The 20942-nt window shown below is 60.8% G+C and carries 17 protein-coding genes; 9 read left to right on the top strand and 8 right to left on the bottom strand.

Annotation, left to right across the window (positions count from 1 at the left end; translation table 11 throughout):
- Positions 1 to 130: 130 nt before the first annotated feature.
- Positions 131 to 826 (top strand): HAD-IA family hydrolase, encoded by a 696-nt coding sequence (locus tag AC0IXA_RS22800; RefSeq protein WP_038861408.1) that lies wholly within the window; start codon positions 131 to 133, stop codon positions 824 to 826.
- A gap of 61 nt (positions 827 to 887) precedes the next feature.
- Here the strand turns inward: AC0IXA_RS22800 and AC0IXA_RS22795 are convergent, their stop codons facing one another.
- Complete coding sequence (locus tag AC0IXA_RS22795; RefSeq protein ID WP_016773811.1) at positions 888 to 1634, bottom strand: 3-oxoacyl-ACP reductase family protein; 747 nt, start codon at positions 1632 to 1634, stop codon at positions 888 to 890.
- A 125-nt stretch (positions 1635 to 1759) separates the two neighbouring features.
- Between AC0IXA_RS22795 and AC0IXA_RS22790 the strand changes: the two genes are divergently transcribed.
- Entirely contained in the window at positions 1760 to 2683 is a 924-nt protein-coding gene (locus tag AC0IXA_RS22790) for a LysR family transcriptional regulator (protein ID WP_341638011.1), read from the top strand.
- Between the two features lie 107 nt (positions 2684 to 2790).
- Here AC0IXA_RS22790 and AC0IXA_RS22785 read toward each other — a convergent pair whose 3' ends face one another.
- The 3 genes from AC0IXA_RS22785 to AC0IXA_RS22775 all read right to left on the bottom strand — a co-directional run bounded on the left by AC0IXA_RS22785 (position 2791) and on the right by AC0IXA_RS22775 (position 6429).
- The gene (locus AC0IXA_RS22785; protein WP_471814539.1) at positions 2791 to 3519 is read right to left on the bottom strand and encodes an aspartate/glutamate racemase family protein; all 729 of its coding nucleotides are present in this window, start codon (positions 3517 to 3519) and stop codon (positions 2791 to 2793) included.
- Positions 3520 to 3573: 54 nt separating this feature from the next.
- A complete protein-coding gene (locus tag AC0IXA_RS22780) occupies positions 3574 to 5112 on the bottom strand; it encodes an NCS1 family nucleobase:cation symporter-1 (RefSeq protein WP_341638010.1) in 1539 nt (512 codons plus the stop codon).
- A 576-nt stretch (positions 5113 to 5688) separates the two neighbouring features.
- Positions 5689 to 6429 carry a phosphoadenylyl-sulfate reductase gene (locus tag AC0IXA_RS22775; protein ID WP_041479156.1) on the bottom strand — a complete coding sequence of 247 codons (741 nt, stop codon included), beginning with the start codon at positions 6427 to 6429 and terminating at the stop codon, positions 5689 to 5691.
- A gap of 164 nt (positions 6430 to 6593) precedes the next feature.
- Between AC0IXA_RS22775 and thrH the strand changes: the two genes are divergently transcribed.
- Positions 6594 to 7211: a bifunctional phosphoserine phosphatase/homoserine phosphotransferase ThrH gene (thrH, locus tag AC0IXA_RS22770; protein WP_341638009.1), complete on the top strand. Its 618-nt coding sequence runs from the start codon at positions 6594 to 6596 to the stop codon at positions 7209 to 7211.
- Positions 7212 to 7393: 182 nt separating this feature from the next.
- Here the strand turns inward: thrH and pabB are convergent, their stop codons facing one another.
- The 4 genes from pabB to rloA form a co-directional block, all read right to left on the bottom strand.
- Positions 7394 to 8737 (bottom strand): aminodeoxychorismate synthase component I, encoded by a 1344-nt coding sequence (gene pabB / locus AC0IXA_RS22765; RefSeq protein ID WP_341638008.1) that lies wholly within the window; start codon positions 8735 to 8737, stop codon positions 7394 to 7396.
- A gap of 213 nt (positions 8738 to 8950) precedes the next feature.
- Positions 8951 to 9937: an alpha-L-glutamate ligase-like protein gene (locus AC0IXA_RS22760; RefSeq protein ID WP_016773817.1), complete on the bottom strand. Its 987-nt coding sequence runs from the start codon at positions 9935 to 9937 to the stop codon at positions 8951 to 8953.
- Positions 9937 to 11472, bottom strand: a complete 1536-nt coding sequence (gene rloB / locus AC0IXA_RS22755; protein ID WP_016773818.1) for an osmotic stress tolerance membrane protein RloB — start codon at positions 11470 to 11472, stop codon at positions 9937 to 9939. Before rloB ends, AC0IXA_RS22760 begins: the two co-directional genes overlap by 1 nt.
- Positions 11473 to 11477: 5 nt before the next feature.
- Entirely contained in the window at positions 11478 to 12014 is a 537-nt protein-coding gene (gene rloA, locus AC0IXA_RS22750) for a retropepsin-like aspartic peptidase RloA (RefSeq protein ID WP_471814538.1), read from the bottom strand.
- A gap of 413 nt (positions 12015 to 12427) precedes the next feature.
- On the opposite strand from rloA, the gene AC0IXA_RS22745 reads away from it, so the two are divergent.
- The 6 genes from AC0IXA_RS22745 (at position 12428) to prpD (ending at position 20935) form a co-directional block, all read left to right on the top strand.
- Positions 12428 to 13150, top strand: coding sequence for a GntR family transcriptional regulator (locus tag AC0IXA_RS22745; RefSeq protein ID WP_178084508.1), 723 nt, complete (start codon positions 12428 to 12430; stop codon positions 13148 to 13150).
- Entirely contained in the window at positions 13147 to 14040 is an 894-nt protein-coding gene (gene prpB / locus AC0IXA_RS22740; protein WP_341638007.1) for a methylisocitrate lyase, read from the top strand. The genes AC0IXA_RS22745 and prpB overlap by 4 nt, the downstream gene beginning before the upstream one ends.
- 137 nt (positions 14041 to 14177) lie before the next feature.
- Positions 14178 to 15305: a bifunctional 2-methylcitrate synthase/citrate synthase gene (gene prpC / locus AC0IXA_RS22735; protein WP_217851015.1), complete on the top strand. Its 1128-nt coding sequence runs from the start codon at positions 14178 to 14180 to the stop codon at positions 15303 to 15305.
- 193 nt (positions 15306 to 15498) lie between these two features.
- Positions 15499 to 18093: a Fe/S-dependent 2-methylisocitrate dehydratase AcnD gene (gene acnD / locus AC0IXA_RS22730; protein ID WP_076566884.1), complete on the top strand. Its 2595-nt coding sequence runs from the start codon at positions 15499 to 15501 to the stop codon at positions 18091 to 18093.
- Between the two features lie 52 nt (positions 18094 to 18145).
- Positions 18146 to 19336 carry a 2-methylaconitate cis-trans isomerase PrpF gene (gene prpF / locus AC0IXA_RS22725; protein WP_341638006.1) on the top strand — a complete coding sequence of 397 codons (1191 nt, stop codon included), beginning with the start codon at positions 18146 to 18148 and terminating at the stop codon, positions 19334 to 19336.
- Positions 19337 to 19450: 114 nt separating this feature from the next.
- Positions 19451 to 20935 carry a 2-methylcitrate dehydratase gene (gene prpD, locus AC0IXA_RS22720; RefSeq protein ID WP_341638005.1) on the top strand — a complete coding sequence of 495 codons (1485 nt, stop codon included), beginning with the start codon at positions 19451 to 19453 and terminating at the stop codon, positions 20933 to 20935.
- Positions 20936 to 20942 lie beyond the last annotated feature (7 nt).

Genomic DNA, 20942 nt, shown 5'->3' with positions numbered 1-20942 from the left:
GAAAAGGCGTCGATGGCATTGCCCGTTGCTCAATGTCCATCGGCCTCGCTATGCTGCTGAACCCATTAATCAGATCCGCGTTGCGGCACGCTGCCTGTCGCCCGGGATGTCTTTGTTAACGGATCCGATGATGAATGCACCGCTGAAGACGTTCGGCCCGATCAAGGCCGTGATTTTCGATATGGACGGTTTGCTGCTCGATACCGAGGGCATTTACACCGAGGTCACCTCGCTGATTGCCGGGCGCTACGGGAAAACCTTCGACTGGAGCGTCAAACAAAACATCATTGGTCGCGGTGCCAATGACCTGGCCAATTACGTGGTGCAGGCGCTGGAACTACCGATCACTCCGGAAGAATTCCTGCAGATTCGCGAGCCGCTGATGCGCGAGCGTTTTCCCAAGGCGCAGGCAATGCCGGGGGCCGAAGCGCTGGTGCGTCACCTCAAGGCGCACAACATCCCGATCGCGGTGGGCACCAGTTCGTCGCGCCAGTCGTTCGGGCAGAAAACCACCTTGCACCGTGAGTGGTTTGCGCTGTTCGATTTCATCGTCACGGCGGACGATCCGGAAGTCGGCGCGGCCAAACCGGCGCCGGATATTTTCCTCACCGCCGCCCGGCGTTTGGGCGTTGCGCCCAAGGATTGTCTGGTGTTCGAGGATTCGCCGTTTGGCGTCACCGCAGCGAAAGCGGCAGGCATGACCGCAATCGCCATCCCCGACGCAGCAATGGCAGACGAGAAATATGCTCACGCTGACGGCATTATCCGCTCACTGAAAGATTTCACGCCCAGCGTATTTGGCCTGCCGATGCTGGAACTGGCTTGACCGCTTAAACACAAACGCCGCCCTTCTATAAAGAAGAGCGGCGTTTTTTCTTGCCGGTCTGTCAGGCGCCGAAACCACCGTCGATGGTCAGGCTGGCACCGGTGATGTAGCCGGCTTCAGGCCCTGCCAGATAGGCGACGAAGCTGGCGATTTCATCGGCGGTGCCGTAACGACCGACGGCCATCAGCGGAATCAGGCTGTCGGCGAATTCGCCATGGGCCGGGTTCATGTCGGTGTCGACCGGGCCAGGTTGCACGTTGTTGATGGTGATACCGCGTGGGCCGAGGTCGCGGGCCAGGCCTTTGGTCAGGCCGACCAGTGCCGATTTGCTCATCGCGTACACGCCGCCACCGCCGAAGGGCATGCGGTCGGCGTTGGTGCTGCCGATGTTGATGATCCGCGAGCCTTCGCCCATGTGTTTCGCTGCTTCCTGCGAAGCAATGAACACGCTGCGCACGTTGATGGCCAAAGTCTGATCGAAGTCTTCCAGTTTGAAATCTTCCAGCGGCGCGATGGCCAGCACGCCGGCGTTGTTGACCAGAATGTCCAGCCGGCCAAACGCTTCAACGGTGGCGCTGACGGCGTGGCGAATCGCGCCGGCATCGGCGCTGTCAGCTTTGATCGCCAGGGCTTTGCCGCCGTTGCCAGTGATGCTGTTCTGCAGTTCTTCGGCTTTGGCGGCGGAGCTGACGTAAGTGAAAGCGACGGCGGCGCCTTCAGCGGCCAGACGTTTGACGATGGCCGCGCCGATGCCGCGCGAACCGCCTTGAATCAGAGCGACTTTGCCGCTGAGGTGTTGAGTGGTCATGTTCGATCTCCAAGTGTGCAAGGCGGAATGCCTTGGTGTTGGTGCCGAGTATCGGCGTGGCATCGACAACCGTGTAGACCATGATTGCTATAGTCTGTGTAAACCAGAAGTTTATAGTGCCGATCATGGAAACGTTCAGCAGTATCGAATGCTTTGTGCGCAGTGCCGAAGTCGGCAGCTTTGCCGAAGCGGCGCGACGCTTGAGCCTGACCCCGGCGGCGGTCGGCAAGAGCGTGGCGAAACTGGAGGCGCGGCTTGGCGTGCGGCTGTTCCAGCGTAGTACACGCAGCCTGACCCTGACCGAAGCGGGGCAGCTGTTTTTGAGTGAAGTCAGCGCCAGCCTGACCACCATCCAGAATGCCGTGGCCAATCTGGCCAGTGCCGGTGGGCAACCGGCCGGCACGCTGAAAGTCAGCATGGGCACGGTGTTCGGCCGTCTGTATATCGTGCCGCTGCTCGGTGAGTTTCTGCGGCGTTATCCGGCGATCAACCCGGACTGGCATTTCGATAACCGCCAGGTCGACCTGATCGGGCAGGGCTTCGACGCGGCGATTGGTGGCGGCTTTGAACTGCCACAAGGCGTGGTTGCGCGCAGGCTGACACCGGCGCATCGGGTGTTGGTGGCATCTGAGGACTATCTGCAAAAACATGCGCCGATCAGCCATCCCGATGACCTCAGGCAACACGACGGCATTCTGATTCGCTCACCGCAGACCGGGCGCGTGCGTTCCTGGCAACTGACTCACCGCGATCAGCAACACAGTCCGCTAACGTTGCGGGCGAGGATGACCATGAGTGATTCCGAGGCGGCGTGCGCGACGGCGATGCAAGGTTTGGGCATTGCGCTGGTGAGCATGCCGTTTGCGGTCCCGTATCTTCAAACAGGGACGTTACAGCGAGTGCTGCCGGACTGGTTTGTCGATGACGGCAACATTTCGATCTATTACGCCGAGCACAAATTGTTGCCGGGCAAGACCCGGGCGTTTGTGGATTTCGTGATTGAACAGTTTGCTGAGCAGGGACTGGGGCGGCGGTTTAGTGCCATCTAAGTAAGGCTTGGGACCGAGTCGTTTGCATTCGCGAGCAGGCTCGCTCCCACAGGGGTACGCATTCCAAATGTCGGAGTGAGCCTGCTCGCGATGCACGATAACTCGGTCTATCGAGCAAAGCGCTGCGCCCAGCCAATAATGTTCTTCGGCCGTGGCGTCGCATAAGTCCGCACCTTCGACGTCGACAACTTCAAGCGCACCAGCGATTCGGCAATCGTCACCGCCGCCGTCACGCCATCCACCACCGGCACGCCGGTGCGCCGGCGAATCTGCTCGTCCAACCCGGCCATACCGCCGCAGCCCAGGCAAATCACCTCGGCCTTGTCCTGGGTCACCGCCAGTTCGGCCTGCTGCACGATCGCTTCCAGTGCGCGCTGCGGTTCGTGTTCCAGCTCCAGAACCGCCAGACCACTGGCGCGCACCGAGGCACAGCGATCCCACAGACCGGATAGTTTCAGCCGATCCTCGATCAGCGGCACGGTGCGATCCAGCGTGGTCACCACCGAGTAGGCATGGCCGAGAAACATCGCGGTGCTGGCCGCCGCATCAGTGATATCTACCACTGGCACGTTGAGCAATTCCTGCAAGCCTTCGCGGCCGTGCTCACCGTAGCCGGCCTGAATCACCGCATCGAATGGTTGGTCGTAGGCCATCACCCGGTCCATGACGGCGATGGCGGCCAGGTAACTTTCGAAATTGCCTTCAATCGATTCGGCGCCGAAGTACGGGGTCAGGCCGACGATTTCGGTACCGGGCGAAGCGACGGCCTGCGCCGAGCGGGCGATGGCCTCGGTGATGGATTCGGTGGTGTTGACGTTGACCAGGAGAATACGCATGGAAAATCCTTATTGCGGGCAGTGGTGCGGCCCGAAAACCGGGCCGCGAAGGGATCAGTGGCTGACGTTATCCACAGCGATGCATTCGCCGCTGACTTCGGCGTAATGCGTCTGGCGTTTGGCGATGATCAGGTAAAGCATGCCGGCGATACCGGCACCGATCAGCCAGGAGAACGGCGAGACGCTGTGGAAACCAGGTACCAGGGCCAGGACGATGGCGATCAGCGCTGCAGGAATAAACGCCGCCACCGCGCGGAAATTGATGCCACGGCTGTAGTAATAAGCGCCGTTGGGGTCTTCGCTGTAGAGCTGCGGCACATTGATCCGGCTTTTGCGGATCAGCCAGTAGTCGACCATGATCACCCCGTACAGCGGGCCGAGCAGGGCGCCGAGGCCCGACAGGAAATACACGATCACCAGCGGGCTGTTGTAGAGATTCCACGGCAGGATCAGCACGGCAATGGTCGCGCTGATCAACCCGGCGCGGCGGAAGGTCAGGTACTTTGGCGCCAGGTTGCTGAGGACGAACGCCGGGGCGACGAAGTTGGCCATGATGTTCACCGCGACGGTGACGATCAGAAAAGCCAGGCAGCCGAGTACCAGGAAGAACGTGTTGGGGATCGAGGCGATGATTTCGGTCGGGCTTTCGATGATTCGCCCGTTGATCTGGAACTGCGCGCCACACAGCAACACGGTAATCGCGGCGAATACCAGAATGTTCACCGGCAAACCCCAGAAATTTCCCACCTTGATGGTTTTGCGGCACGGCGAAGAACGGGCGAAATCGCAGAAGTTGAGGATCAGCGTGCCGTAGATCGCCAGCCACAACGCGCCGCCGGCGAAGATGTTGCGCCACATCTCGCCACCGGTCAGCGGCTCGCGGATCGACCAGGCAATGGTCGCGTTAGCCTGGAAGTACATCCACCCGGCGAGCGCGGCTACGGTCAGCAGAATCACCGGCCCGGCAAATGCCTCGTAACGGCGCACCATCTCCATGCCGTAGGCAAGGATCGCCAGTTGCACCAGCCAGATGGCAACGAAGCACACCCAGCCCAGAGTCGACAGGCCGAGAATCGAGTTGTGATCGTATTCAGCGAAGCCCGGATGCACGGCAGTCAGCAAGACGCGGAATACCACTGAGGCGAGATACGTCTGAATACCGAACCAGGCGATGGCGATAACCGCCCTGATCAATGCAGGAATTTGCGCACCGTGAATGCCGAAACTGATCCGGCTGATCACCGGAAACGGCACCCCGGTTTTCTGCCCCATGTACCCGGACAGGTTCATGAAGAAGTACACCAGCGCCGCGCCGATCCCCAGCGACAACAGAATCTGCCAGCCGCCCAGGCCCAACGCATACAGGCCGATGGCGAACGAGTAGTTGGCGATGTTGTGCACATCATTCGTCCACAGGGCGAAGATGCTGTACTGGCCCCAGCGCCGGCCTTCGGCTTTGGTCGGCGCCAGATCGCTGTTGTGCAGACGCGGGCTCAGTTGCAGCGGCTCGCTCAGTCCGTCATCGGGCAACGGTTGATCGAGCGTGGCAGAGGGCAGATTCAGCGCGATGTTATTCGAAAGACTTGTACGCATTCCGGCAGGCTCCTGACGTTCGCCACCGCGATGACTGTGCATGAGCGCTCAGGCTCGACAAATCTTCGTCGCGGCGGTGAAAACATCACTGGTTACGGGGCATCTGCAGCCTGTACGGGATAGGGCGCTTCAGGCTTGCGGATCGAAAGTGTGCATGTTTTGCAGTTTTGTATACAAAACATGTATGCGATAAAGCCAGATTTGTGCCAGTTGCCAATCTATAAGCGGCGGGGCTCATTTCGAATAGTTATCAATGCCGCATAAGTGGCTGAAAAACAGGCGATATAAATTGATCGATTGGACAGGAATTTTTTTCAGGGGAGGGAGTTTGCAGAGGGGCAAGCAGATGGGGATTCTGCTGGAGTGTGTAACTTTTCAGGGCGTCAGAACTGAAAGTGCACACATAAATGGCACCGATGGTGACAACCTTGTGTACACCTTTTGTGTGCCTGGCACATATCAATGTGGGAGCGAGCCTGCTCGCGAATGCGGTGGATCAGGCAACTGAAACGTTGACTGGAACTGCGCTTTCGCGAGCAGGCTCGCTCCCACAGGGGAACTCATTTCAGCAAATGATCAAACCTTACTCTTGCTGATGATATTCCCCGCGTGCAAGCCGCATTCTTTCTGCGTGGCTTCTTCCCACCACCAGCGGCCTTCACGCTCGTGCTGGTTCGGCAGCACCGGGCGGGTGCAGGGTTCGCAGCCGATGCTGATGAAGCCGCGCTCGTGCAGGCTGTTGTACGGCAGTTCGAGCATGCGGATGTAACCCCAGATCTCCTCGCTGGTCATCTGCGCCAACGGGTTGAACTTGTACAGGGTGCGTTCCGGTGTCGAGAACGCCGTGTCGATTTCCAGCACCGCCACAGCGCTGCGGGTGCCCGGGCTCTGATCGCGGCGCTGGCCGGTGGCCCAGGCTTTGACGTCGGACAGCTTGCGCCGCAGCGGCTCGATCTTGCGGATGCCGCAGCATTCGCCGTGGCCGTCCTTGTAGAAACTGAACAGGCCTTTTTCCTTCACGAACGGTTCGAGTTTCGTGTAGTCCGGCGAGACGATTTCAATATCGATCTTGTAATGCTCGCGCACCTGCTCGATGAAGCGGTAGGTCTCCGGATGCAGGCGGCCGGTGTCGAGGCTGAAGACTTTGACGTTCTTGTTCAGCTTCCACGCCATGTCCACCAACACCACGTCCTCGGCGCCGCTGAAAGATATCCACAAGTCATCGCCGAACTCGGCGAAGGCGAGCTTGAGGATGTCCTGAGCGGATTTGTTGGCATAGGTCGTGGCGAGTTCCACGACGTCGAACGTTGGGCTCATCAGGGCGGCTTCCTACAGGTCAATGGCGCTCGGGCGCTCTATAGGGGGCCGATGGTAACAAAAAGCTGCCGCGGCCGGGGCGTCCTCTGCGTTGCGCGCCTCGGGTGCAAACGCTAGAGTTCGGCCTCGCTCGACTCAATAATCACTACAAACGGGAGTGTCTTGTGGAAATTGCTTGCCTGGATCTTGAAGGGGTACTGGTACCGGAAATCTGGATCGCCTTCGCCGAAAAAACCGGAATCGACTCCCTCAAGGCCACCACTCGGGACATTCCCGATTACGACGTACTGATGAAGCAGCGTCTGCGCATCCTCGATGAGCACGGCCTCAAGCTCTCGGACATTCAGGAAGTGATCGCCACGCTGAAACCGCTGGATGGCGCGGTGGAGTTCGTCAACTGGCTGCGCGAGCGCTTTCAGGTGGTGATTCTCTCGGACACTTTTTATGAATTCTCGCAGCCGCTGATGCGCCAGCTGGGCTTCCCGACCTTGCTCTGCCATCGCTTGATCACTGACGAAAGCGGTCGGGTGACGGGCTATCAGCTGCGCCAGAAAGATCCCAAGCGCCAGTCGGTGCTGGCGTTCAAGAGCCTGTATTACCGGGTGATCGCGGCGGGCGATTCGTACAACGACACGACCATGCTCGGCGAGGCGGATGCGGGGATTCTGTTCCATGCGCCGGACAACGTGATTCGCGAGTTTCCGCAGTTTCCGGCGGTGCATACGTTTGAAGAGCTCAAGCAGGAGTTCCTCAGAGCCTCTAATAGAGAGTTGAGTTTGTAGTCGTCTGGAAGGACGTCTTCGCGAGCAGGCTCGCTCCCACACGATGATCGTTCCCACGCTCTGCGTGGGAATGCCTCAACGGACGCTCCGCGTTCGGCTTTGGATGGGACGCGGAGCGTCCCGGGCTGCATTCCCACGCAGGAGCGTGGGAACGATCGGTGTGGGAGGCTGCTCGAGATGCTTCAGAGGTTCTGCAGGGTATCGAGCAGGATCCGCACTTTGGTCATCGACTCCTGATACTCCGCCTGCCAGTCCGAATCGGCGACGATCCCGCCGCCGCCCCAGCAGCACACCTGACCATCCTTGACCAGCAGACTGCGAATGGCGATGGAGCTGTCCATCTCGCCGCGCACGTCCAGATACAGCAACGAGCCGCAATACAGACCGCGCCGGGTCGGCTCCAGCTCGTCGATGATCTGCATCGCCCGAATCTTCGGTGCGCCGGTGATCGAACCGCCGGGGAAACTGCCAGCGATCAGGTCGAGCGCATCACGATCAGCCGCCAGTTCACCGGTCACGCTGCTGACCAGGTGATGCACATTCGGATAGCTTTCCAGACTGAACAACTCCGGCACCCGCACCGAGCCGATGCGGCAGGTGCGCCCGAGATCGTTGCGCAGCAGGTCGACGATCATCAGGTTTTCCGCGCGATCCTTGGGGCTGGCCAGCAGTTCGGCGGCGTTGGCGGCGTCCTCGGCTGGGGTGACGCCACGGGGGCGGGTGCCCTTGATCGGACGGGTTTCGACTTGGCGCTGGCTGACTCTGACGAAACGTTCCGGTGACAGGCTCAGCACTGCGCCGCCCTCGGGCAGGCTCTGGAACCCGGAGAACGGCGTCGGGCAGGCCTGGCGCAATGCGCAGTAAGCCAGCCACGGATCGCCCTGGCATTGCGCGCGGAAGCGTTGCGCGAAGTTGACCTGATAGCAGTCGCCGGCCTGGATGTAGTCCTGAATGCGTTCGAAGGCCTGACGGTAATCGTCAGCCGAGAGATCAGCGGCCATCGGGGCGTTCAGTTTGAAGGGCGCCAGCGCGTCAACTTGAGGCTGAGTGAACAGCGCGACCAATCGCTGCCGTTCACTGTCGACAAGCGATGGATGAAAGACCAATTGGCTGGTTTGCCCTTGGTGATCGCTGATCAGCGCCCAGTCGTACAGGCCAAAACGCGCATCGGGCAATTGCAGGTCATCCAGCGCCTGACTTGGCAGGTTTTCCAGATGCCGGCCGAAGTCGTAGCTCAGATAACCGATCAGTCCGCCGGCGAACGGCAATTCGTACCCGGCGGGCAACTGCGCTTCGCCCAAGCGGCTGAGGTGGTCACGCAGGCGCTGCAGAAAGTGCGCACCGCTTTCCTCCGGCAACACCGCCAGTTGTTCCAGCGGCCAGGCGCTGAGCAAGTCATAACGGCCGCGTTCGGCGCTCGGCCGGCCGCTGTCGAGCAGCACGGCGCCGGGGGCATTGCGAATGGCCGCGAAGTAGTCGGCGGGATTGGCGCGGTAGGGCAGTGGGTGTACGGAGCAGGTCAGCATGGGCGGGGCAGATCGGCCGTTGAGGCGGGGTGGGGATTGTAGTCCTCTGCGGGAATTGCTCCTAGAGGGGATGTCGGCGATTGGCAGATGGGCGGCAGGCTTGAGGCTCGTGTTGGTAGCAAGTCCGCTTTCGCGAGCATGCTCGCTCCCACAGGGGATTGCATTCCAATGTGGGAGCGAGCCTGCTCGCGAAGGCCGCGACTCGATTCTGGATCAGCCCTCGACCGCAGGAATATGCCCAAACATTTCCTGGGTAAACGCCACCCGTTCTTCAACCGATTCCTTTACGCCCCGCGCCTTCAGCTCTTCCAGCCGCGCTTCCACCGCGTGGGTACGCAAGGTCAGGCCGCAATCGTTGGCGATCTGGATGTTCAGCCCCGGCCGCGCATTCAGTTCGAGAATCAACGGACCCTTTTCCTGATCGAGCACCATGTCCACGCCGATATAACCCAGCCCGCACAGCTCATAGCAGCCGGCGGCGAGTTTCATGAAACCGTCCCAGTAGGGCAGTTGCACGCCGTCCACCGCGTTGGTGGTGTCGGGGTGTTTGGTGATGATGTTGTTCAGCCAGGTGCCGCGCAGAGTCAAACCGGTCGCCAGATCGACGCCAACGCCGATGGCGCCCTGGTGCAGGTTGGCCTTGCCGCCGGATTGACGGGTCGGCAGACGCAACATCGCCATCACCGGGTAACCCATCAGCACGATGATGCGGATGTCCGGCACGCCTTCGTAGCTGATGCTTTTGAAGATCTGGTCCGGGGTCACGCGGTATTCGATCAGTGCGCGGTCGCGGTGGCCGCCCAGCGAGTACAGGCCGGTGAGGATGCTGGAGATGTGATGCTCCAGCTCTTCGTGGGCGAGGATCTTGCCCGACACCGTGCGATAACGGCCTTCGAAGCGGTCGGCGATGACGATGATGCCATCGCCACCCGCGCCCTGCGCCGGTTTGATCACGAAGTCGCTGCGCCCGCCGATGATCTCGTCGAGCTTGTCGATTTCCTTCTCCGTGGAGATCACCCCGTACAGCTCCGGCACGTGAATGCCGGCGGCGATGGCGCGTTCCTTGGTGAGGATCTTGTCATCGACGATCGGGTACAGGCTGCGCTTGTTGTACTTGAGCACGTAGTCCGCGTTGCGGCGGTTGATGCCCATGATGCCGCGCGCCTCGAGGGCCTTCCAGGTCTTCCAGAAACCGAACATCAGGCGTCAGCCTTCTTCAGGAAGGCCTTGAAACGCACCAGTTCGGTCAGGCGGTAGCCGCGATAGCGCCCCATCGCCAGCATGAAACCGACCAGAATCAGCAGGATCGCCGGGAAGGTAAACACGAAGTACACCAGCTCCGGCACGGTCATGATCAGGTGCGCCAGGGAGGCGGCGAACAGCGTGCCGATCGCGACTTTCAGCGCGTGGTTGGCGCCGCGTTCTTCCCAGGTGATCGACAGACGTTCGATGGTCATGGTCAGAATCACCATCGGGAACAGCGCCACCGACAAGCCACGCTCAAGGCCAAGCTTGTGGCTGAACAGACTGATCGCCGCAATCAACACCACGACGAAGGTCAGCACCACCGACAGGCGCGGCAGCATTTGCAGTTTCAAATGTTCGAGATACGAGCGCAGCGACAGGCCCAGCGCGGTGATGACAGTGAACAGCAGAATGCCGAAGCCCAGCTGCGTTTCGCGGAAGGCGAGGGCGATCAGCACCGGGGTGAATGTGCCCAGGGTCTGCAGGCCGATCAGGTTGCGCAGGATCAGGATTACCAGCACCCCGATCGGGATCATCACCATGATCATGAAGGTCTGCTGGGTCTGTAGCGGCAAGCCGTACAGCGAGTAATCGAGGAAATTGGCGTCAGTGTTTTCGTCGGTCAGCTTGGCCAGACGAATCGCGTTCATCTCGCTGTTGTTCAGGCTGAAGGTCACGTTGGCTTTCTTGCCGCCGTCGACGGTGATCAGGTTTTCGTCACCGGTCCACCACAGCAGGCGGTCGGTTGGCAGACCTTGCTCACCGGTTTCCGGGTTGAAGTACAGCCAGTCGTTGCCGTTGAAGCTGCGCAGCCACAGTTCGGGAGTCTGAGGCTGATCGGCGACGAGGCGGATGGTGTGGACTTTTTCTACCGGAACGTGGGCGATCGACAGCAGCAGTTCGACGATCTTGGCTTTGTGCGAAGTCGACGGATCGCCGGCCAGCAGCAACTTGACGTTGTCGTCGTTGACGTTGTTGACGCGCTTGATCGCCTCGCCAATAAAGGTTTCGACGTCGGCCGAGTGTTGGCGAATCGGCGCGAGCAGGGCTTCGGCGGCGATCTTTTCCGGGCCTTCGATGACCATGCTGTCACGGAAGGTCGGGCCTTTGACCTTGGATTTTTCCGCGGTGTAGCGCTTGGTCAGCACCAGACGGTAATACAGCGTCTGGTTGCCCTTGGCGCGACGGGCCGACCAGGTCACCTTGCGGTTGCCGTCGATGCGGTTGACCGCTACGCCGTAGTTATTGGAGATGAAGCTTTCGTTGAGGCTCACGTAATCGCGGCTCAGCGGCGGCACGAACATCTGGATCTTCACCGGATCTTTGGTGCTGGCGACGAACTCGACCTTGGCGTCGATGTTCCACAGGTCGTCGGTGGCGTCTTCGGTCACCGGGATGCCGAGCACGAAAATCTGATAGGCCGTAACCGAAACGCCCAGCAGCACCAGCACGGCGATCAGGATTTTCAGGTGGAAGGTTAGAGAACGCATGGAAATTACTCGGCGGTATGAGCGGCGATGGTGCAGGCAGGTTTGCCGGCAGCGTATTTAAGACTGGGGTCGACCAGCGCGTCGAAGCGTTTCAGCGCCTCGGAGCCGATCAAAAGCGGGTATTGGAACGCACTTCGGTCGGTGAGGTTCACTTCGATGCTGCGCATTGCCGAACCCATGCAGATATCCAGCTCGATCACCGGACGGGCGGTGTACTGCTTGCCTTCTTCCGGATCGTAGTCGCCGGCGCGGCGCTTGATCTTGCTGACCCGCGCCAGCGGTCGTTCGATGGGGTGCGAATGCGCGGTGTCGATGGCAAGGTAGAAACGTACCCAGGATTCACCGTTGCGTTTGAAACGTTTGATGTCGCGGGCGCTCAGCGAGGCGGTTTTCGCCCCGGTGTCGAGTTTGGCCGCGACTTCGAGATTGATGCCGTCAAGCGAAGCGTATTCGTTGAGGCCATACACGGTTTTTTCCCCCGGGGCGGCGAGGCCGGGCAGGCAAAACAGAGCAAAAAAGGTGGGGAAAGGCTTGAGTCTCATAAATCCTGGTGCGCAGCGTTCCGTTATCGGTTCAGGTGCCCGCGCAACCGTGCGCAAGCCCCCGCGTGTGCCTGGCAGCTTTTTATGGCAAGCCGTACAAAGACCCGCAAATGCGGGCGGCATTCTAGCACGGTGGTTTTATGGCGCCAGCGCTTGCGCCGCTCCATGGGCGTTGAGCAATTATCCTTGTGGCAGCCCCTGTGGGAGCGAGCTTGCTCGCGAAGGCGGCGTGCCATTCGAAGCCACGTTGACTGACATTCCGCTTTCGCGAGCAAGCTCGCTCCCACACTGGTTGAGTGCCCGGTAGATTGCGGTTATTAGACGATTGTCGACAATACCTATTTATCCTTTGACTGATCCGGTCTTATTGGCTAGTTTTTGCCGCATTGGATTTGAAGGTGTCGACAATCATGCTGGATCAACTCGATCCCCCGGTCATCAATGGCGACGATTCCGAGACGCTGTCGGAAAACGTCTTCCGGCGCATTCAGGCGGCTATCGTCAAAGGCGAGATCGCCCCGGGCAGCAAGATCTCCGAGCCGGAACTGGCGCGTACTTATGGCATCAGTCGGGGTCCGCTGCGTGAGGCGATCCATCGTCTGGAAGGCCAGCGCTTGCTGGTGCGCGTGCCGCATGTCGGTGCGCGGGTGGTCTCGCTCAGCCATGCCGAATTGATCGAACTCTACGAAATCCGTGAATCCCTCGAAGGCATGGCCTGCCGCCTCGCCGCCGAGCGCATGAGCGTCGCGGAAATCGACGAACTGCGCCGGGTCCTGGAAACCCACGAGCGCGATGCGGCGTTTCAGGCCGGCGTCGGTTACTACCAGCAGGAAGGCGATTTCGACTTTCATTACCGGATCATCCAGGGCAGCGGCAATCGCACGCTGACGCAGATGCTCTGCGGCGAGCTGTATCAACTGGTGCGCATGTACCGCATCCAGTTTTCCACCACGCCGAACCGCCCGCACCAGGCCTTCGCCGAACACCACCGCATTCTCGATGCCATCGCCGACCGTGACGGCGAGCTCGCGGAATTGTTGATGCGCCGCCACATCGGCGCCTCGAAACGCAACATCGCCCGTCACTACGAGGACGGCGCCCACAACCAGACAGCCACTGAACGAGGTGATGCATGACTTCTAACCTGAACACGCCGGGCCAGCGCTTCCGCGATGCGGTCGCCAGCGAGCATCCTTTGCAAGTGGTCGGCGCGATCAACGCCAACCACGCGCTGCTGGCCAAGCGCGCCGGTTTCAAGGCGATCTACCTGTCCGGCGGCGGCGTGGCCGCAGGCTCGCTTGGCGTGCCGGATCTGGGCATCACCGGGCTGGATGATGTGCTGACCGACGTGCGCCGTATCACCGACGTTTGCGACCTGCCGCTGCTGGTGGATGTCGACACCGGTTTTGGCTCGTCGGCCTTCAACGTGGCGCGCACGGTCAAGTCGATGATCAAGTTCGGCGCGGCGGCGATTCACATCGAGGACCAAGTCGGCGCCAAGCGCTGCGGCCATCGCCCCAATAAAGAAATCGTCAGCCAGCAGGAAATGGTCGATCGCATCAAAGCCGCCGTCGATGCCCGTACCGATGACAGCTTCGTGATCATGGCGCGTACCGACGCACTGGCGGTGGAAGGCCTGGAATCGGCACTTGATCGCGCGGCAGCGTGCATCGAGGCCGGCGCCGACATGATTTTCCCTGAGGCGATCACAGAGCTGGACATGTACAAGCTGTTCGCCGGCCGTGTGAAGGCGCCGATCCTGGCCAACATCACCGAGTTCGGCGCAACGCCGCTGTACACCACCGAACAACTGGCCGGCGCCGACGTCTCGCTGGTGCTGTATCCGCTGTCGGCGTTCCGTGCGATGAACAAGGCAGCGGAAAACGTCTACACGGCGATCCGCCGCGATGGCACGCAACAGAATGTCATCGACACCATGCAGACTCGCATGGAGCTCTACGATCGTATCGATTACCACACGTTCGAGCAGAAGCTCGATGCGTTGTTTGCACAGAAGAAAGGCTGAACAAAACCCTGTGGGAGCGAGCCTGCTCGCGAAGACGGACTGACATCCAACATTGATGTCGACTGATCCAGCGCTTTCGCGAGCAGGCTCGCTCCCACAAGTTTCCCCATACAAATTCAAGAAGATTGGAGAACACAATGGCCGAAGCAAAAGTACTCAGTGGCGCCGGGCTCCGTGGCCAGGTTGCCGGGCAAACCGCATTGTCCACCGTGGGCCAGGCCGGTGCCGGGCTGACCTATCGCGGCTACGACGTGCGTGAACTGGCCGCCGATGCGCAATTTGAAGAAGTCGCCTATCTGCTGCTGTACGGCGAACTGCCGACCAAAGCGCAACTGGCCGACTATCAAAGCAAACTGAGCAAGCTGCGCGATCTGCCGCAAGCGCTGAAAGAAGTGCTCGAACGCATCCCGGCTGATGCACATCCGATGGACGTCATGCGCACCGGTTGCTCATTCCTCGGCAACATCGAACCGGAGAAAGACTTCTCCGAACAGCGCGACAAGACCGACCGTCTGCTCGCCGCGTTCCCGGCGATCATGTGCTACTGGTATCGCTTCAGCCACGACGGCAAGCGCATCGACTGCGTCAGCGACGAGCCGACCATCGGTGGCCACTTCCTGCACTTGCTGCACGGCAAGAAACCGAGCGAACTCCACGTCAAAGTCATGAACGTGTCGCTGATCCTTTACGCCGAGCACGAATTCAATGCCTCGACCTTTACCGCGCGCGTATGCGCTTCGACCTTGTCGGATCTGTACTCGTGCGTGACGGCGGCGATCGGTTCGCTGCGTGGTCCATTGCACGGCGGCGCCAACGAAGCGGCGATGGAAATGATCGAGCGCTTCTCGTCGCCGGAAGAGGCGATCAAAGGCACCCTCGGCATGCTCGAGCGCAAGGACAAGATCATGGGCTTCGGCCACGCGATCTATAAGGACAGCGACCCGCGCAACGAGGTGATCAAGGGCTGGGCGAAAAAACTCGCGGACGAGGTCGGCGACAAGGTGTTGTTCCCCGTCTCCGAAGCCATCGACAAGACCATGTGGGAGCAGAAGAAATTGTTCCCGAATGCCGACTTCTACCATGCATCGGCGTACCACTTCATGGGCATCCCGACCAAGCTGTTCACGCCGATCTTCGTTTGCTCGCGCCTGACCGGCTGGGCCGCGCACGTGTTCGAACAACGCGCCAACAACCGCATCATCCGCCCGAGCGCCGAGTACACCGGCGTCGAACAGCGCAAGTTCGTGCCAATCGAACGTCGCTGAAATGGTGGGCTGACCCGAGTACACCGCAGACCCCCTGTAGGAGCTGCCGAAGGCTGCGATCTTTTGATCTTGCTTCTGGAAAATCAAAGTCAAAAGATCGCAGCCTTCGGCAGCTCCTACAGGGGGCGGTGTGACCCTTGAGGTCGGTGTATCGCCCATCACTTGAAATTACCGTGACCCGAGTCCTGACCCGATGAACACAGAATTCCGCAAGAACCTGCCCGGCACGCCGCTGGATTACTTCGACACCCGCGCGGCGGTCGAGGCGATTGCGCCTGGCAGCTACGACACCCTGCCGTACACCTCCCGCGTGCTGGCGGAAAACCTCGTGCGTCGCTGCGCCCCGGCCACGCTCACCGACTCGCTCAAGCAACTGATCGAACGCAAGCGCGATCTCGATTTCCCGTGGTTCCCGGCGCGGGTGGTCTGCCATGACATCCTCGGCCAGACCGCGCTGGTCGACCTCGCTGGCCTGCGCGATGCCATCGCTTTGCAGGGCGGCGACCCGGCGCAGGTCAACCCGGTGGTGCCGACGCAATTGATCGTCGACCACTCGCTGGCCGTCGAGGCGGGCGGTTTCGATGCCCAGGCCTTCGAGAAGAACCGCGCCATCGAAGATCGCCGCAACGAAGACCGTTTCCACTTCATCAACTGGACCAAAAAGGCCTTCAAGAACGTCGATGTGATCCCGCCGGGCAACGGCATCATGCACCAGATCAACCTGGAGAAAATGTCCCCGGTGATTCAGGTGCGCGAAGGCGTGGCGTTCCCCGACACCTGCGTCGGCACTGACAGCCACACGCCGCACGTCGATGCGCTCGGTGTGATCGCCATCGGTGTCGGCGGCCTCGAAGCCGAGAGCGTGATGCTCGGCCGTGCGTCGTGGATGCGTCTGCCGGAAAGCGTTGGCGTCGAACTGACCGGCAAGCTGCAACCGGGCATCACCGCCACCGACATGGTCCTGGCCCTGACCGAATACCTGCGCAAACAGAAAGTCGTTGGCGCCTGGTTGGAGTTTTTCGGCGAAGGCGCGGCGGCGCTGACCCTCGGCGACCGCGCGACCATTTCCAACATGGCCCCGGAATACGGCGCCACGGCAGCGATGTTCTACATCGACCAGCAGACCATCGATTACCTGAAACTGACCGGTCGTGAAGACCAGCAGGTTCAATTGGTCGAGCAGTACGCCAAACTCACCGGCCTGTGGGCTGACAGCCTCAAAGGTGCGCAATACGAGCGCGGCCTGACTTTTGATCTGTCCTCGGTGGTGCGCAACATGGCCGGCCCGAGCAACCCGCACGCCCGCGTTGCGGTATCCGATCTGGCGGCCAAAGGCATCTCCGGCCAGTGGGATGACGTGCCGGGGCAAATGCCCGACGGCGCGGTGATCATCGCCGCCATCACCAGTTGCACCAACACCAGCAACCCGCGCAACGTCATCGCCGCCGGCCTGTTGGCGCGCAATGCCAACAAGCTCGGCCTGACGCGCAAGCCATGGGTCAAATCCTCGCTGGCGCCGGGCTCGAAAACCGTGGCGCTGTACCTCGACGAAGCGGGGCTGACCACTGAGCTGGAACAGCTCGGTTTCGGCGTTGTGGCGTTTGCCTGCACCACCTGCAATGGCATGTCCGGCGCCCTCGATCCGCTGATCCAGCAAGAGATCATCGACCGCGATCTGTACGCGACCGCGGTGCTTTCCGGCAACCGCAACTTCGACGGCCGCATTCACCCGTACGCCAAACAGGCATTCCTCGCCTCGCCGCCGCTGGTGGTTGCCTACGCGATCGCCGGGACCATCCGTTTCGATATCGAGAAGGATGTGCTGGGCGTGGTCGATGGCCGGGAAATCCGCCTCAAGGACATCTGGCCGAGCGATGAAGAAATCGATGCGGTGGTGAAGTCGTCGGTCAAGCCTGAGCAGTTCCGTCAGGTCTACATTCCGATGTTCGCCGTGCATGAAGACACCGGGCCGAAAGTCGCGCCGCTGTACGACTGGCGCGAGATGAGCACCTACATCCGCCGTCCGCCGTACTGGGAAGGCGCACTGGCCGGCGCTCGTCCGTTGAAGGGCATGCGCCCGCTGGCGGTGCTGCCGGACAACATCACCACTGATCACCTGTCGCCATCGAACGCGATCATGCTCGACAGCGCCGCCGGCGAATACCTGGCAAAAATGGGCCTGCCGGAAGAGGACTTCAACTCCTACGCCACCCACCGTGGCGACCACCTGACGGCACAGCGCGCGACGTTCGCCAACCCGAAACTGTTCAACGAAATGGTCGTGGAAAACGGCAAGGTCAAACAGGGTTCGCTGGCGCGTGTCGAGCCGGAAGGCCAGGTCATGCGCATGTGGGAAGCGATCGAAACCTACATGCAGCGCAAGCAGCCGCTGATCATCATCGCTGGCGCTGACTACGGCCAGGGTTCGTCCCGCGACTGGGCGGCGAAAGGCGTGCGCCTTGCCGGTGTCGAGGCGATTGCCGCTGAAGGGTTCGAGCGCATTCACCGCACCAACCTGGTGGGCATGGGTGTGTTGCCGCTGGAATTCAAACCCGGCACCAACCGCCACACCCTGGCCATCGATGGCAGCGAAACCTACGACGTGATCGGCGAACGCAAACCCCGCGCGGATCTGACGCTGGTGATTCATCGCAAGAATGGCGAGCGCGTCGAAGTGCCGGTGACCTGCCGTCTCGATACCGCTGAAGAAGTGTCGATCTACGAGGCCGGCGGCGTGTTGCAGCGCTTCGCACAGGACTTCCTCGAAGGATCGGCGGTAGCCGTTTAAATCAACGTGTGGGCATGGGATTTCAAGTCCCATGCCTTCGGTAAGGAGCACCATGGCTCACGCACCACAAATCAGAATCGCTGCCACCTACATGCGCGGCGGCACCAGCAAAGGCGTGTTCTTCAGCCTCAAGGATCTGCCCGAAGCAGCGCAGGTTCCAGGCCCGGCGCGCGACGCTTTGTTGCTGCGAGTGATCGGCAGCCCCGATCCCTACGACAAGCAGATCGACGGCATGGGCGGCGCGACGTCGAGCACCAGCAAAACCGTGATCCTGTCGAAAAGCACCCGCGCCGATCACGACGTCGATTACCTGTTCGGCCAAGTGTCGATCGACAAGCCGTTCGTCGACTGGAGCGGCAACTGCGGCAACCTCTCGGCGGCGGTCGGTTCGTTCGCCATCAGCAACGGTCTGGTCGACGCCAGCCGCATTCCGCACAACGGCGTGGCAGTGGTGCGCGTGTGGCAGGCCAACATCGGCAAGACCATCATCGCCCACGTGCCGATCACCAACGGCGAAGTGCAGGAAACCGGTGATTTCGAACTCGACGGCGTGACCTTTCCAGCGGCCGAAGTGCAGGTTGAGTTCATGGATCCGGCGGCGGAAGAAGAGGGCGGTGGTGGCTCGATGTTCCCCACCGGCAATCTGGTCGATGAGCTGGAAGTGCCAGGTGTCGGCACGTTCAAGGCGACCATGATCAATGCCGGGATCCCGACGATTTTCGTCAACGCCGAAGACATCGGCTACACCGGCACCGAACTGCAAGGTGCGATCAACGGCGATCCGCAAGCGCTGCTGATGTTCGAGACGATTCGTGCCTACGGTGCGTTGCGCATGGGCCTGATCGCCAATCTGGAAGAAGCCGCCAAGCGGCAACACACGCCGAAAGTTGCGTTCGTCGCCAAGCCTGCGGATTACGTAGCGTCGAGTGGTAAAGCGATCGCTGCTGGTGATGTCGATCTGCTGGTGCGCGCGTTGTCGATGGGCAAGCTGCACCACGCCATGATGGGCACGGCAGCGGTGGCGATCGGCACGGCGGCAGCGATTTCCGGAACGTTGGTAAATCTTGCTGCTGGTGGGATCGAGCGCAATGCGGTGCGTTTCGGCCATCCGTCCGGGACGTTGCGCGTGGGCGCTGAGGCGACGCTGGAGAATGGCGAATGGGTGGTGAAGAAAGCCATCATGAGCCGCAGTGCGCGGGTGCTCATGGAAGGTTACGTCCGCGTGCCCGGAGATTCTTTCTGACTTAACACAAAACCAGGTAGGAGCTGCCGAAGGCTGCGATCTTTTGATCTTGATCGCGAATAACAAAATCAAAAGATCGCAGCCTTCGGCAGCTCCTACAGGAGTGAAGCGAACATGAGCGCCAACGTCGACCTGAACAACCGCCCCGATTACGATGCAGTCCTGCAGGACATCGCCGACTACGTCCTCACCTTCAAGCCCGAATCCGCCGAAGCGCTGAACACCGCGCGCAATTGCCTGATCGACACGCTTGGCTGCGGTCTGCTGGCCCTGCGTTTCCCCGAATGCACGAAACACCTCGGCCCGATCGTTGAAGGCACGGTTGTACCGTTCGGTGCACGAGTGCCAGGCACCCCTTATCGCCTTGATCCGGTCAAAGCCGCCTGGGATATCGGCTGCGTTGTCCGCTGGCTCGACTACAACGACACCTGGCTCGCCGCCGAGTGGGGCCATCCCTCGGACAACCTCGGCGCCATCCTCGCCGTGGCCGATCACCTGTCGCAAAAACGCATCGCCAACGGTGAGGCGCCGCTGACGGTCCGCGATGTGCTGGAAGCGATGATCATGGCCCACGAGATTCAAGGCGTAATCGCTCTGGAAAACTCCTTCAACCGGGTAGGACTCGATCACGTCATTCTGGTGAAAGTCGCATCAACTGCCGTCAGCGCCCGACTCATGGGCGCCAATCGCGAGCAGCTGTTGTCGGCACTGTCCCACGCCTTCGCCGACGGTCAGGCGCTGCGCACCTATCGCCACGCTCCCAACGCCGGCTCGCGCAAATCCTGGGCGGCGGGGGATGCGGCGAGTCGCGGCGTAAGACTGGCCGACATCGCTATGCGTGGTGAGATGGGCATTCCCGGGGTTCTGACGGCAAAGCAGTGGGGCTTCTATGACGTTTCGTTCAGCCACACCAACAACGATCTGGCGCTGAAACCCGAGGAAAAACGCGCGTTCAGCTTCTCCCGGCCGTTCGGCAGTTACGTGATGGAAAACGTGCTGTTCAAGATCAGTTTCCCCGCCGAATTCCACGCGCAGACGGCATGCGAGGCGGCGGTGACCTTGCATCCGCTGGTTCGCAATCGCCTGCATGAGATCGACCGCATCGTCATCACCACCCATGAATCGGCGATCCGCATCATTTCCAAGGTCGGCCCGCTGGCCAACGCTGCCGACCGCGATCATTGCCTGCAATACATGACCGCCGTGCCGCTGGCATTCGGCAATCTGGTGGCTGAGCACTACGAAGACGACTTCCACAAGGCGCATCCGATCATCGATGTGCTGCGCGAAAAAATGCTCATCGTTGAAGAACCGCGCTTTACCCGCGAATACCTTGAGCCCGACAAACGCTCGATTGCCAACGCCGTGCAGGTGTTTTTCAAGGATGGCAGCAGCACCGACAACGTCGTGGTGGAGTACCCGATCGGCCATCGCCGCCGCCGCGCCGAGGGCATTCCGTTGCTGGAGGACAAGTTCAAGGCCAATCTGGCCACGCGGTTTGCCGGGCAGCGTTGCGCTGAGATATTTGCGCTCTGTGAGGATCAGGCGCGGCTGGAAGCCACAGCGGTGAATCGATTCATCGACCTGTTTGTGATCTGACAGACCG

It is taken from the genome of Pseudomonas sp. AC083, assembly GCF_979253165.1.
Note: the sequence above shows the minus strand (reverse complement) of the source record. Positions and strands in the feature narration are given on the sequence as shown.

Coding starts and splice junctions, on each gene's coding strand:
- AC0IXA_RS22800 (WP_038861408.1), top strand. CDS start 131: ATGAATGCACCGCTGAAGACGTTCGGCCCGATCAAGGCCGTGATTTTC.
- AC0IXA_RS22795 (WP_016773811.1), bottom strand. CDS start 1,634: ATGACCACTCAACACCTCAGCGGCAAAGTCGCTCTGATTCAAGGCGGT.
- AC0IXA_RS22790 (WP_341638011.1), top strand. CDS start 1,760: ATGGAAACGTTCAGCAGTATCGAATGCTTTGTGCGCAGTGCCGAAGTC.
- AC0IXA_RS22785 (WP_471814539.1), bottom strand. CDS start 3,519: ATGCGTATTCTCCTGGTCAACGTCAACACCACCGAATCCATCACCGAG.
- AC0IXA_RS22780 (WP_341638010.1), bottom strand. CDS start 5,112: ATGCGTACAAGTCTTTCGAATAACATCGCGCTGAATCTGCCCTCTGCC.
- AC0IXA_RS22775 (WP_041479156.1), bottom strand. CDS start 6,429: ATGAGCCCAACGTTCGACGTCGTGGAACTCGCCACGACCTATGCCAAC.
- pabB (WP_341638008.1), bottom strand. CDS start 8,737: ATGCTGACCTGCTCCGTACACCCACTGCCCTACCGCGCCAATCCCGCC.
- AC0IXA_RS22760 (WP_016773817.1), bottom strand. CDS start 9,937: ATGTTCGGTTTCTGGAAGACCTGGAAGGCCCTCGAGGCGCGCGGCATC.
- rloB (WP_016773818.1), bottom strand. CDS start 11,472: ATGCGTTCTCTAACCTTCCACCTGAAAATCCTGATCGCCGTGCTGGTG.
- rloA (WP_471814538.1), bottom strand. CDS start 12,014: ATGAGACTCAAGCCTTTCCCCACCTTTTTTGCTCTGTTTTGCCTGCCC.
- prpB (WP_341638007.1), top strand. CDS start 13,147: ATGACTTCTAACCTGAACACGCCGGGCCAGCGCTTCCGCGATGCGGTC.
- prpC (WP_217851015.1), top strand. CDS start 14,178: ATGGCCGAAGCAAAAGTACTCAGTGGCGCCGGGCTCCGTGGCCAGGTT.
- acnD (WP_076566884.1), top strand. CDS start 15,499: ATGAACACAGAATTCCGCAAGAACCTGCCCGGCACGCCGCTGGATTAC.
- prpF (WP_341638006.1), top strand. CDS start 18,146: ATGGCTCACGCACCACAAATCAGAATCGCTGCCACCTACATGCGCGGC.
- prpD (WP_341638005.1), top strand. CDS start 19,451: ATGAGCGCCAACGTCGACCTGAACAACCGCCCCGATTACGATGCAGTC.